A 12,063-nucleotide genomic window follows, 5' to 3' on the forward strand; every position below is an offset into this window, starting at 1 on the left:
GAAAGTAGGCTGTCAGATGGTTTTAACAGGTACACTCGTCAATACCGTCCTGATCATCGTCGGGACGTTGCTCGGATTGATGTTCCACCGGATTCCGGAACGGATGAAGGAGACGGTCTTGCAAGCGATTGGTCTAGCCGTCGTCGTCCTCGGGATCCAGATGGGAATGAAAAGCACGAACTTTTTGATCGTCATCGGTAGTCTTGTTCTCGGAGGTGCGATCGGGGAATGGTTCCGTCTCGATGAGAAGCTCGACCGGATGGGGGCTTGGCTCGAGCGTAAGATCAGTCGCGGTCGTCCATCAAATATCGCCGAAGGCTTCGTCACCGCGACGTTGATTTTCGTCATCGGAGCGATGGGTGTCCTCGGTGCGCTCGACGGTGGACTGCGTCAGGATCACGATGTCCTCTATACGAAAGGGTTGATTGACGGCTTCACGGCGCTCGTCCTCAGTTCAACGCTCGGGATCGGCGTCATGTTCTCAGCGATTCCCGTCTTTATCTATCAAGGGGCGATTGCACTGAGTGCCGTTGCCATCACGAAGTTCATTCCCGACGCCGCGCTGCAAGAATTCATCTTGGAGATGACGGCGACCGGTGGGGTGATGATTGCAGCGATCGGTCTCAATCTCGCCGGAATCACGAAGATCCGCGTCGCGAACTTGTTACCGGGCATTGTTATCGTCGCTGTCATCGTGACGGGCTTACATCTATTATAACGAGACATCCCCGCCTGTCCGAAAGGACAAGCGGGGATGTTGTGTTATGTCTCAATTAATTCATGTGTCTCGTATGCCGTGATTGTATGTCCATCGTAATGGAAGTCATGCAGTAACGGGTGTTCGGTCGACAGAACAATCGGTAGGTAGTGCCGGAGGTTGCTGATGACACCCATGTTATCGTCGCCTAAAATCCAGTCGAGTGATTTCCAATCGAGGATTCCTTCAACTGTCATGACCGGTGTTGGAAACGGACGATCTTCTAAATCAGCCAGGTAGAGGTACATGCCAGATGTCTCTTCCCCATGTAAGCGAACGATGCCTTTTGATGTCACTGAGGTGAGCGTGATGCCTGTCTCTTCAAACGTCTCGCGGATGACGGCGGCTTCCGGTGTCTCGCCCGGTTCGATCTTACCACCGACACCATTCCACATGCCCATCGCCGGACGTTTTTGCCGATTGACGAGTAAAAAGTGGTCTGCGTGTCGGATTAAACAAAGTGTATAACGATCCATGATTTACGACTCCCGTCCTAAAAAGTGTGTGTTGTACAGCATCTCGAATTGGGCGGGACCTGCGACCGGTAACTCGGTCGTCGTCGTTTCTTCAATCCGTAACGTCCGCTCAGTCAACGTCTTTTGTCCGCGCGGCGTCCGCATTGCAACGAGGCGACCTTTATTGAACGGCGAAGCGTCGCTCTGCTGGATGATCTGTTCCATCTTCGATAAGTCATCTGTTGTAATGGGTGTCTCTTGGTCGAACCGGTAACCTGTCACAAATTTCGCTTGTCCCGTCCGCTTCATCTCAAGTGTGTCATCATTGATGATCCGGTAACTGCCGCTTGCGGAATCAACGGTCTCCCCACTCAACGGAACAGGAACGAGCGGTAAATTGACGCCGAAGCCGGTATCGAGCAAGTGCGTTTCATTCCAAATGATCGCAACATGGGTCGGTCCGGTCGCTGACCAGGCGTCCGACTTCGTATCGTAAACAGTCGCTTGAACGAGTCGAACGGGACAATTTAGTTCCTGCAGGACCCGGTGCAGCAGTCCGTTTAAGTCATAACAGACACCACCGCGTCGTTCTGTCAGAAACGTCTCGATGAAGCGCTCGTCGCTAAACGGACGGATGCGCTTCTCAAGGACGGTCGTATTCTCGAACGGTAACTGGTAGGCGAAGGCTTCGAGTAAGTCAGGTAACTGATCAAACGTGATTGCATCGAGCGGAAACTCAATTCGCTGTTCTAAGTCTTTCATCCAATCCATCTCTGATCCCTCCTTTGTTCACTACCTGATTATCCCATATTGCTTCAGAGAATGTGAATGTTAGCCTATATTATCTGAAAATAAGGATTTCCCTTTTGTTCGATGGAAATCTTTGATATGCTGAGACAGGATTAATTAAGAATGATTCTCAATGTCGAATCACGAATCAAAGGAGGTCTCACCATGAGACGGAAAACTTGGATGACAGCGTTGACGCTCCTCGTGTTGAGCAGTTTGATGCTTGCGGCTTGTTCTAGTCAAGCAGAGCAATCGAACGAAAAGACGCGGACGATTACGCACGAAGCAGGAAAAACGAAAGTACCGGAAAAGCCGAAGAAGGTCGTCGCGCTCGAATTCTCGTTCGTTGATGCGTTAGACGAACTAGGCATCACACCGGTCGGGATTGCACAAGAAAACAAGACGGATGTCTCTGGATTACTCGGAAAAGACATCGAGTTCACGGAAGTCGGTACACGCCAACAACCGAATCTTGAAGTGATCAGTTCCTTGCAACCGGACTTGATCATCGGCGACTTCAATCGTCATAAAGGAATTTACAAGCAATTGCAAGAAATCGCACCGACGATCATCTTGAAGAGTCGCAATGCGACGTATGAAGAGAACATCGATTCGTTCAAGACGATTGCGGAAGCGGTCGGCAAAACGAAACAGATGGACGATCGCCTTGCGCTTCATGAAGAGCGCTTGCAGGCAGCGAAGAAGAAGGTTGATCCAAAAGATGACCGGAAAGTCATGGTCGGTGTCTTCCGCGCCGATTCACTGACAGCACACGGTGAGACGTCGTTTGACGGTGAGTTGCTCGAGAAGATCGGTATCGAGAATGCTGTTACGAAAACAGCGGAACCGACTGTGACGATCACGTTAGAGCAGATGGTCAAGTGGGATCCGGACGTCATCTTCATGGCGGAAGCCGATCCGAAGTTACTGAAAGAATGGAAGGATAATCCGCTCTGGAATCAGATCACAGCGGTCAAAAACGGAGAAGTCTACGAAGTCAATCGTGACCTCTGGACACGTTACCGTGGTCTGGACGCTGCTGAACAAATCGTTGACGAAGCAATTCAATTGCTCAAACAGAAATAACGAACGACAAAAAGCCGGAGCAATCTGGCTTTTCGTCTTGATGAAAGGGGAAAGATCCGGTGCAGCGGAAACGTCTGATTTTCGTACTTATCTTACTCAGTTGCTTGGCCGTTTATAGTAGCTTGTTCTTTGGTATCACACAGATGAATCCGGTCCACTTAGTGCAGGAGTGGATCAGTGGCACGACCTCTAAAGCGGGACTCGTCCTGACGAATCTGCGGTTGCCGCGTCTCTTACTCGGGTTGTTGCTCGGAGCAAACCTTGCCGTCGCTGGAGCGATCATGCAAGCTGTGACGCGGAACCCGCTCGCTTCACCACAAGTCTTTGGGGTCAATGCCGGTGCGTCGTTTCTCGTCGTCTTAAGCCTGCTCATCTTTCCGTCACTCGGAACGGCGAACTTGCTTTACTTCGCTTTTGCTGGTGCCTTACTCGGTGGCGTGCTCGTCTTTTCGTTCGCTTCGATTCGCGGGATGACGGCGTTAAAACTCGCCCTCGTCGGGATGGCGATCCATCTCTTGTTGACGTCGCTAACGAAAGGCTTGATTTTGTTCAATGATCGAATCACGAACGTCTTGTACTGGTTGTCTGGTTCGCTCAGTGATGCAAGCTGGCTCGAACTCCGGATAGTCTTACCGTGGTCGCTCGCCGGTTTGATTCTTGCGGCAAGTCTCGCGAAGTCGCTCGCCGTTTTCCAACTCGGGCAAGACGTCGCGGTCGGACTCGGACAAAAAGTGACGCGGATCCGTCTGCTTGCCGGTATCAGTGTCGTGTTACTCGCAGGGGTAACGGTTGCCGTTGCCGGAGCGATCGGCTTCATCGGTCTGATGGTGCCGCATATCACGCGTCGCCTTGTTGGTGAGGACTACCGGATCGTCTTACCCGTCTCTGCCGTCATCGGTGGTCTGTTGTTGACGTACGCTGATGTCCTGGCGCGCTTCATCGCCTATCCGTATGAATCACCAGTCGGCATCGTGACATCATTGCTAGGGGCACCCTTCTTCCTTATCTTGGCACGCCGCCAGATGAAAGGGGGATTACGATGAGAGATATGCGTCGGATTTTACTTGTCGCAGTTTTAGTTCTTGTCACAAGCTTCGCCTTACTGTCGGTCGGTTCGATTCAATTGTCGTTAACGGAACTCTGGCAGTCGTTCTTTAGTGGAAAGGATGCCTTCATCGTCCAAAATTACCGGCTGCCGCGAACGGTCCTCGCCTTTTTAGCAGGAGCGAGTTTCTCTCTTGCTGGAGTCATCTTACAAAGCGTCATCCGTAATCCATTGATCTCACCGGACGTGATCGGAGTGACGAACGGAGCGTCTCTGTTCGCTGTCTTGACGATCGCCCTCGTGCCGGATGGTCCGCTCTTGTTGACACCAATCGCCGCCTTCATCGGAGCAGCACTTGTCATGCTGGCGTTGATGATGCTTGAACGGGGAGGAAACGTCTCCCGCAGTTCGTTTGCGTTACTTGGTATTGCCGTTAGTGCGATCTGTGCCTCGGGAACAGAATACCTGTTGATTAAATTTCCACTTCAGACGAACGATTCACTCGTCTGGCTTGCTGGAAGTCTGTTCGGGAAAGGGTGGCAGGAAGTGTTGATCTTAGCGCCTGTGCTCGTCGTGATCGGTGCGATCCTCTTCTATCGCCATCGTCAACTCGATGTCTTATCACTTAGTGAGGAAGTCAGCATCGGTCTCGGCTTACCAATTCAGCGAACGCGGCACGTCTTCTTGGCGCTCGCTGTCGTCCTAGCCGGTGTTGCCGTCGCGACGGTCGGTGCAATCGGCTTCATCGGTTTGATTGCTCCACATATGGCACGCCGTCTCGTCGGACATAAACACCTCGCCGTCTTACCGATGGCGCTTTTACTCGGCGGTGGGTTACTCGTCGTCGCTGATGCGCTCGGTCGCGGGATTCATCCGCCGCTTGAAGTACCAGCCGGATTGATCACAGCAATCATCGGTGTACCGTACTTCCTGTATCTCTTACGAAGAGAGCGGGCGGCTTGAACGGATGAAAGAAAACAAAACAATCCCCCTCATTTCGTAATTGGAATGAGGGGGATTGTTGTATAGAAGTTTTTGTTTAATTCATCATGAGGCATGTTTTTCACTTTATGCTGAGCGGACTTCCGAACCTAGATTCAAGAAGATCTCTTCCAACGACGCTTCCTCGACTTCGAGTCGATACACGTTAACGTGTTGCGAGACGAGGTAGCTATTGATCGTAGCAATATCGTGTTCACTTTGGACGATGAACGTCGAATGAGTAGAGGAGACGTTGACGTCTTTCGCAAGTGTCGACAACTTGGTCTGCAGATGTTGTTGTGTATCATTGTCGAGCGACGCATGTTTTACATGAACGGTGATGTTCTTCTCATGTTGTTCCCGTAACTCTTCCATCGTGCCTTGCGTCTGAATCGTTCCGTCCTGCATGATCGCAATCTCCGTACACAGTTTTTCGACCTCGTCTAAGTTATGAGACGTTAAGAAAATCGTCGTTCCGTCTGCTGCGATCTTACGAATCAAAGTATGAATCCCGAGAATCGAGTTCGCATCAACGCCAGACGTCGGTTCATCTAAAAACAGGATTTCCGGTCGATTGATCAGAGCTTGGGCGATCCCGAGCTTTTTTTTCATCCCGAACGAGTAGTTCTTCGTTTTTACATCGATGGCGTCTTCGAGTTGTACATCACGGAGGAGTTGCTTTAACTCGTCCGTTGTCGTCTTCAGACCGAGGACTTTGCTGAAATACTTCAAGTGATCGAGCGCCGTGAAGTTTTCGTAAAAGGTCGAGTAATCCGGCAGGACGCCGATTCGAGTTCGGACGTCCTTCAAGGATTCGTTCGGTGCTCCGAGTAACTCGAACGTTCCGGATGTCGGGCGGACAAGACCCGTGATCATGTTGATGAATGTTGATTTACCGGCGCCATTTTGACCAAGGAAGCCGAAGATGGCCCCTTGTTTGATTTCGAGATTCAACTGATTGACGACGGTCTTATTGCCGTACTGTTTCGTTAGATTGGTTGCGCGAAGGGCTAGCATCATAAATCTCTCCTTTTAAAGATCATCAAGCTCGCGATGACGAAGACGGCGATATGGATCAAGACAAGATACGTGTATGCAGTGTTTTCTTGCGTGTAGTAATAATAGGGCGTCAAGTAAGACAACGTATCAACGATGACATTCTTCGAAATAAGACTCCACATCCCAATGACCGGAAGCGCGATCGAGATGAAGATGCCGACGAACATCGTCATTGCAGAGCTGTTGACGACTGTCGAAAGAAACAGCGACAGACCGATGAAGTAAGAGACGAAGATGATGCTTTGAATCAAATCGACGATCGGGAACGATTTTGAAAATGGAACGATCAACAAAAGGGCAACTGTCAGACAGAGGACCCAAAACGAGACGTTGCCTAAAAACTTTCCGAAAATGATGTTTTCACGAGATGTTTTCGTCGCGAGAAAACGAATTGTCTTCGATTCGATCTCTTTGTTGACGCTACTATGAGAAATACTCGTCACGAATAAAGGAGATGCTAAGAACAGAAGCAGCATCAAACCGATGATATAGGCATTGTCACCTAGACCGAGATCACTGAGTTGTCCTTTAAACTGGCTTACGAGTTTAGCAGAACCAATCGTCACACCGAACAAGACGACGATGATCAGAATGGCTCGAATACTTTGGAAAAGCGATTTAAATTCTCGAAGTGTAATCGCGAACATTTCGACACACCTTTCTGTTTGAGTTTAGTATTGCCGTGCTATCTTTTTATTCTTCGTGAGGTTAGTAATACCGGCGATCAAGTAAGCGATTGAACCAAAGACACCGGCAAGTAATGTGAAAATCCCACCGAGAATTGCAGTAATGATCAACATCTTTCCTGCTGAACCGTTTTTGCGAATCCGGACGATTGAGACGATTCCGCCTATCGTACATAAGAGAGAGACGGCACCAAGGTACAAGAAGAATTGTTGGAAGGATGTGAGGATTTGGGTAGACGTGACATCCGTAATGTTCTCATCCTGGATGAATTGATCGACCAACTCCCTCATGCCAGCGTGATCCGCAATCGATCCAGACAATAGAAACCCACCTAAACATAATGATCCAAACAAGACGATACCGATGACAGCAAATATGTATTCCGTTGTTCTTTTCAAGTAAAACACTCCTTTTCCTTATTTTTCCGATTTGACAATCCTAAACTACCATGACTCGAATCACTATGACAAGCGAAATAATGAATATATTTTAATTATTTATTGGTTAAATGTTTAATTAATATCAAAAATACTTTAACTTTATTTAATTGGATGCTATTATGGTGACATGGGAGGGAAATGGTAAATGAAAAAATATGATGTTCCAGATTGGGTTTTATCTCTAGAATTGGAAGAGATGGAATTCGTTAAAAAATTCATCATAAGCTCGGGTTCTTTGAAAGAACTGGCGAAACATTATGATGTCTCCTATCCCACAGTCCGGATTCGCGTCGATCGGATCATTCAGAAAATCGAAGTGAATGAGAAAATCGAGAATGAACCGTTCATCGCATACATTAAACAAATGGCCATCGAGGACCGGATCACGATTGAAGATGCCAAAAAAATCATCGAAAAATATCGACTTGAGAGGGGTAACAACCAATGAACTTTTTCATTTCTGCTCTAATTATCAGCATCTGTTTAGGAATACAGTATTTCTTATCGAGCCGTCACAATCCTTATCTCGGTATCATCATGCCAATCGTTTTAGTGATTTTTCTGACATGGCGTTACTTTGATGGTAGATACAACAGTTTTTTAGCCTATGTATTGATTTTAGGAGTCGGCATGATTTCACTGTGGGAACAATGGTCGCGTGGTCGAAAGAAGCTTAAAGAGAATCAAGAAAAAGAATTAGAACGGATGCGCGTGCACGATACATTGTGAGTTACAACGATACATAGCGTTTTTTAGTGAAAAATGAGAGTCGCCTCGGTTTCGATGATGAAACCGAGGCGACTCTCATTTACGTGTTCCGGGTTAGATTCATATTGCGGCATATTAATCGAGTTCAATCTTCACTGTCGTATCCTTTGGAAACGCATCATCCGCCGCAAAGAGAACGAATACCTTCTGGTCATCAGGAACTTGATAGACTAAATCAACGGTTGACTTATATGGTGGGAGATACTGATAACTGTTTCTGAATGCTTTCTTATTATGATTGACGTAATCAACGGTTTCATATTCTTTTCCGTCGAGCGACGTCAATGTAAAGGTGCCAGGTCGGTAAATAGCATAAGCGCCTTTTACTCTATTATCGGGATCGTACATGACAACAGGAACCGTAACATACCGATAACCGCTCTTTTCCTTTAAATCGAGTTCTTTCGGTGTTGGAATGAGTGATTTAGCATAGAACAGTTCAGAAGTTGCTTCCGGATCGCCCGGATACGTTTGGATGACTCCTTTCTTCATCAGTTTTTTTAGTGCTGTTTGATCACCTGTTTTCTTGTCAGCAGATGTTTTTGGATCAGTGGTCAAATCCTTTAATTTTTGTCCGCTCGTCTGTTGCTGAGGAGCACTCTGTGTTGTAGTCGTTGAGGATTCCGTTGAGGCGAACAAGAACAAGCTTGCCACTCCGATACACAAGGAAGCGGCGATGGATCCGAGTGCCCATTTGAAACGCCGTTCTGTCGCTTGCGTATTTTCGACGATACTGCCAAGTGCAGCATTCGGTGTAATCCGGACGGCACGCTCGGCAGGGAGCAAGGCACCTAACAGACCCGTGATCACTGGAATCAAGAGCATGATGCTGAGGAAACCAAGCTCTTGGACCGGAAATTGTCCGTAAACGAAGCCAATCATTCCAAGTGCTGTCAAAAGACCGATCACACCAGCGCAGAGTCCTGTCATCATGCCTTCACTTAGTACGAGTAAACGAACTTGACCGTCTTGCCAGCCTGTTGCTTTAAGGACAGCAAGCTGACTCTTGCGTTCATTGACGTTTTGCCACATTATTTCGGTCGTCGTCAGGATGGCAATCAGTAGAGCGACACCCATCGCGACGTAGTGCATCGTCCCGACTTCGAGTGCGACATATTCGCCGAGCCACGTTGCATACAAAACACCTTTCAGTCGGAACGTGATAAACAAGAAGAATATGAACAAACTCGTCGGTAAGGCAATCGCGACGACGGAGAGTAATGTCCGTTGCCAGTAGGTGACGAGCTGGTTGATGCTCATCCCAAGCACGCTACGCGCGCGGACGAAACGGCGACCTTTTGAGACTTCACCGAAACGCATGCTTTCGTACGGTTTGATCCGACGGATGAGCGTCATCGGCACGAGCGTTCCACCCCAGTAAATAAGTAAACCAGCAAGACCAATCAATAAAATTCGACCGATTGCAATCGGGTTGTCCGTCGTGACCCAGAACGAACCGAGAATCGTCCAGGCAATCAAGACGACGAGTGTCCCGAGCAGCGTGGCTTCGAGGAACAGTAGTTTTGACAGCTGGCGCGGACGCCAACCGAGTGATAGTAAAATCGCGAATTCTTTCTTTCGTGCATACAGCAAAATGATGTTCGAGCTGAAGACATAGACGAGGGCGACAGCGATGACACTTGCGATGATGCCACTCATCCCGACTTTTGCTTCCTGAAAGATCGCAATCGACGAGCCGAGCTTAATCCACGGTTGTTGAACCCACCCGAGTGCTGATTCGTCTTTTAGTCCCGGTAAATAGGTTAAGGCGAGCTGCGGTGAAGAGCCGAGGGTCACGTCCGTGATTAGACCTGTCTTCTGTTCGATTTCTGTCGCCACCTGTTGGAGCTTTTTCTCGCTAGTGGCATTCATCGTCTCGACACCTTTGACGTTGACGCGGATGGCAGAGATCGCGTTGGCACCACGAATTTTAAACGCAGCATCGAGCGTCGTCAGCATCGACGGTGGTTTCGTCAGGAAATCGTACGGATCATTCGTCGGTTTAACGTCTCGAACCGGATTGACCGGACGTTCATTCTTGTCCATCACCCACTGGGCTTTTGACGGGAAGTATGTTTCCATTGGCAGTTCCGTCAGCGGATCTTTCGAGATGTTCAATTTTTTCGGATCAAAGACCCCGATGTAGTTCAAGTTGACCTTTGGCCAGTCCGTGCTTTCTTTTCCGAACATCCGCGCTTCCCGGTACATGCTGCGCTTAGCGAGTAAGGAATCTTGCTCGACTTGTTTCGGTTGGACTTGGTAGGTGAACGGCCAACGTGATGCGTACGGACTTTTGATTGAGCGGTAGTCGATCGGAGACGGTTTTAAGGCAATCCACGTAAAGGAATTACTGTTCGTCTCTTCAGCGGTCGGTAACGTATGTTTCAAAATATCATTGACGAGCTTTTTCTGGACATCTTGTGTCGTGATCGTATAACGTTTCGCACCACTTGTCGGTAAGGAGTCTAAGTATTTTTTTCCGCCTTTTTGTTCGACCTGTTGTACCAGATCGTTAATGGATGTCTCTTTCGACGGAAGCTCTACTTTTTCGTACGTGTAGATGCGCGACGCGTCCACGTATTCACGATTGTTCAACAGGATCGGAATTTGGACACCGTCTTCACCAAACGAGGTGACTTGATCATCTTTTGAAAAATAGTTACTATAGGTTCCTTCGGTCGTCGCTTTATCCAAGCCGACGAGTGCGGCTTCCGCCTCAGGATCAACCCCTGCAATCATGACTTGACTCCCATACTCAAAAAGAGGCTGCTTTCCAAGTGGAAGGGGGGACACGCCTGATTTTACTGCATTTTCTGTAGGTTCCCATCCCGCAGCTAAGAAGGTGACCCCACTCGAGGATTCGTTCTGTAACCCGGTATCTTGCGTGTCTTTGATCGTCAGTTTATAAATCCCTTCTTGATCGATCGTATGCGTACCGATACTCGAAAGTGTTTGGTTATACCCAATCATCGCGATGGGGGCAGCAACCTCGACGTCAGCAATCTGCTTGATCGTGTCGTACTGCTTGCGAGTGATCCCACCATCGAGACCACTCATGTAGTTTGGCTCGAGTAACTTCAAGTCTTCCGTCACACTGCGGCTGCCTTCTGGTCGAACGACGATGTCGTAAGAAGAACCCCAACGCTTTTGCAGTTCGTCGACGACGGTCCCGTTATTGGCTTGCGTCGTTCCGATCAAATAGCTCAGTCCAGTACTGACGATCAGAACGCCGACAAGTAGCAGGATGAAACGCTCTTTGTTGCGCCACCAGGAATTCCAGATGAACTTAAGCATCGGCAAACCCCTTCTGGAGTAAGATGTACTGTCTTATGATGGACCTTGCATTAACCATCAATTGAGGTGTCGTGTAGCTATGGATGTGTACCGATTCAGTCATGGATGAATCCTCCTTTGAAAGAACGTTTTTTATTCCATATGTAAGTTAAAAAATCCAATCATCACCTAATTATAATTGAAGATTGAGAAAGTGAGCTATAAAAAACAGAAAAATCAGAAAAATGGGTTGATCATACAACTAAATATTATGAAACTTGAAGGAATGTAAAAACGTTAATGAATTGACACGCGTCATATATTAAAACGAGAGAAAGGAGCGGATGGTCATGAGCGAATCCATTGTTTATTTTGTAATCCTTGTTCCTCTGCTGGTGTTTGCTATCGTTCTATCGAGAGGAAAAGGTGCATCACTGCTTGCAGGATATAATACGTTGTCTGAAAGTAAGAAACAAGATTATGACGAAGTCGCCTTATGTCAATTCATGGGTAAGATCATGTACGGCATTTGTTTTAGCATCCTGTTGATCGCTGGGAGCGAGCTGTTTGGATATCATTCTTTTTTTACTTTGGGCGTCATGCTACTATTCTTTCTTATTGTAATCGCAGTCGTCTATTCGAACACGAGTGACCGATTTAAGAAAAAGAGATAATTTTGTTCACGTCAGCAAGACCTCCATCATTTAAACCATAATGAGAAAT

The 12,063-nt window shown here is 47.9% G+C and carries 13 protein-coding genes; 7 read left to right on the forward strand and 6 right to left on the reverse strand.

Translation table 11 applies throughout. The features are described 5' to 3' along the window. Positions 1-16: 16 nt before the first annotated feature. Complete coding sequence (locus KNQ08_RS04450) at positions 17-718, forward strand: DUF554 domain-containing protein (protein WP_214804872.1); 702 nt, start codon at positions 17-19, stop codon at positions 716-718. Between the two features lie 44 nt (positions 719-762). Here the strand turns inward: KNQ08_RS04450 and KNQ08_RS04455 are convergent, their stop codons facing one another. Next, on the reverse strand, positions 763-1,233 hold the full coding sequence (locus KNQ08_RS04455) for an NUDIX hydrolase (RefSeq protein ID WP_149427316.1): 471 nt from the start codon (positions 1,231-1,233) through the stop codon (positions 763-765). Between the two features lie 3 nt (positions 1,234-1,236). Beyond that, positions 1,237-1,983: an arylamine N-acetyltransferase family protein gene (locus tag KNQ08_RS04460; protein ID WP_149427317.1), complete on the reverse strand. Its 747-nt coding sequence runs from the start codon at positions 1,981-1,983 to the stop codon at positions 1,237-1,239. Positions 1,984-2,220: 237 nt separating this feature from the next. Here KNQ08_RS04460 and KNQ08_RS04465 point away from each other — a divergent pair, with 237 nt between their 5' ends. The 3 genes from KNQ08_RS04465 to KNQ08_RS04475 are packed head-to-tail and all read left to right on the forward strand — an operon-like array spanning position 2,221 to position 5,095. Continuing rightward, positions 2,221-3,087 (forward strand): ABC transporter substrate-binding protein, encoded by an 867-nt coding sequence (locus KNQ08_RS04465; protein WP_371743245.1) that lies wholly within the window; start codon positions 2,221-2,223, stop codon positions 3,085-3,087. Between the two features lie 59 nt (positions 3,088-3,146). Beyond that, positions 3,147-4,130: a FecCD family ABC transporter permease gene (locus KNQ08_RS04470; protein ID WP_064300928.1), complete on the forward strand. Its 984-nt coding sequence runs from the start codon at positions 3,147-3,149 to the stop codon at positions 4,128-4,130. Positions 4,131-4,135: 5 nt separating this feature from the next. Continuing rightward, positions 4,136-5,095 (forward strand): FecCD family ABC transporter permease, encoded by a 960-nt coding sequence (locus tag KNQ08_RS04475; protein WP_214805707.1) that lies wholly within the window; start codon positions 4,136-4,138, stop codon positions 5,093-5,095. 105 nt (positions 5,096-5,200) lie between these two features. On the opposite strand, the gene KNQ08_RS04480 is transcribed toward KNQ08_RS04475, so the two are convergent. From KNQ08_RS04480 to KNQ08_RS04490, 3 genes are read right to left on the reverse strand one after another with little or no spacing between them, the layout of a single operon-like run. Continuing rightward, on the reverse strand, positions 5,201-6,130 hold the full coding sequence (locus KNQ08_RS04480) for an ABC transporter ATP-binding protein (protein ID WP_214804874.1): 930 nt from the start codon (positions 6,128-6,130) through the stop codon (positions 5,201-5,203). Continuing rightward, complete coding sequence (locus tag KNQ08_RS04485) at positions 6,130-6,819, reverse strand: ABC transporter permease (protein WP_149427320.1); 690 nt, start codon at positions 6,817-6,819, stop codon at positions 6,130-6,132. Before KNQ08_RS04485 ends, KNQ08_RS04480 begins: the two co-directional genes overlap by 1 nt. A gap of 24 nt (positions 6,820-6,843) precedes the next feature. After that, on the reverse strand, positions 6,844-7,257 hold the full coding sequence (locus KNQ08_RS04490) for a DUF4064 domain-containing protein (RefSeq protein ID WP_167507563.1): 414 nt from the start codon (positions 7,255-7,257) through the stop codon (positions 6,844-6,846). 187 nt (positions 7,258-7,444) lie between these two features. On the opposite strand from KNQ08_RS04490, the gene KNQ08_RS04495 reads away from it, so the two are divergent. Together KNQ08_RS04495 and KNQ08_RS04500 are read left to right on the forward strand one after the other, a co-directional pair. Beyond that, positions 7,445-7,747: a DUF2089 family protein gene (locus tag KNQ08_RS04495; protein WP_214804876.1), complete on the forward strand. Its 303-nt coding sequence runs from the start codon at positions 7,445-7,447 to the stop codon at positions 7,745-7,747. After that, positions 7,744-8,028, forward strand: a complete 285-nt coding sequence (locus tag KNQ08_RS04500) for a hypothetical protein (protein ID WP_050677872.1) — start codon at positions 7,744-7,746, stop codon at positions 8,026-8,028. The genes KNQ08_RS04495 and KNQ08_RS04500 overlap by 4 nt, the downstream gene beginning before the upstream one ends. 114 nt (positions 8,029-8,142) lie before the next feature. Here the strand turns inward: KNQ08_RS04500 and KNQ08_RS04505 are convergent, their stop codons facing one another. Next, positions 8,143-11,361 (reverse strand): ABC transporter permease, encoded by a 3,219-nt coding sequence (locus KNQ08_RS04505; RefSeq protein WP_214804878.1) that lies wholly within the window; start codon positions 11,359-11,361, stop codon positions 8,143-8,145. 329 nt (positions 11,362-11,690) lie between these two features. Between KNQ08_RS04505 and KNQ08_RS04510 the strand changes: the two genes are divergently transcribed. Then, positions 11,691-12,014, forward strand: a complete 324-nt coding sequence (locus KNQ08_RS04510; protein ID WP_214804880.1) for a DUF3784 domain-containing protein — start codon at positions 11,691-11,693, stop codon at positions 12,012-12,014. The last annotated feature ends 49 nt before the right edge of the window (positions 12,015-12,063 follow it).

The sequence above is a fragment of the Exiguobacterium sp. s46 genome (assembly GCF_018618875.1).
Lineage (GTDB): Bacteria > Bacillota > Bacilli > Exiguobacteriales > Exiguobacteriaceae > Exiguobacterium_A > Exiguobacterium_A abrahamii.

Coding starts and splice junctions, on each gene's coding strand:
- KNQ08_RS04450 (WP_214804872.1), top strand. CDS start 17: ATGGTTTTAACAGGTACACTCGTCAATACCGTCCTGATCATCGTCGGG.
- KNQ08_RS04455 (WP_149427316.1), bottom strand. CDS start 1,233: ATGGATCGTTATACACTTTGTTTAATCCGACACGCAGACCACTTTTTA.
- KNQ08_RS04460 (WP_149427317.1), bottom strand. CDS start 1,983: ATGGATTGGATGAAAGACTTAGAACAGCGAATTGAGTTTCCGCTCGAT.
- KNQ08_RS04465 (WP_371743245.1), top strand. CDS start 2,221: ATGCTTGCGGCTTGTTCTAGTCAAGCAGAGCAATCGAACGAAAAGACG.
- KNQ08_RS04475 (WP_214805707.1), top strand. CDS start 4,136: ATGCGTCGGATTTTACTTGTCGCAGTTTTAGTTCTTGTCACAAGCTTC.
- KNQ08_RS04480 (WP_214804874.1), bottom strand. CDS start 6,130: ATGCTAGCCCTTCGCGCAACCAATCTAACGAAACAGTACGGCAATAAG.
- KNQ08_RS04485 (WP_149427320.1), bottom strand. CDS start 6,819: ATGTTCGCGATTACACTTCGAGAATTTAAATCGCTTTTCCAAAGTATT.
- KNQ08_RS04495 (WP_214804876.1), top strand. CDS start 7,445: ATGAAAAAATATGATGTTCCAGATTGGGTTTTATCTCTAGAATTGGAA.
- KNQ08_RS04500 (WP_050677872.1), top strand. CDS start 7,744: ATGAACTTTTTCATTTCTGCTCTAATTATCAGCATCTGTTTAGGAATA.
- KNQ08_RS04505 (WP_214804878.1), bottom strand. CDS start 11,361: ATGCTTAAGTTCATCTGGAATTCCTGGTGGCGCAACAAAGAGCGTTTC.
- KNQ08_RS04510 (WP_214804880.1), top strand. CDS start 11,691: ATGAGCGAATCCATTGTTTATTTTGTAATCCTTGTTCCTCTGCTGGTG.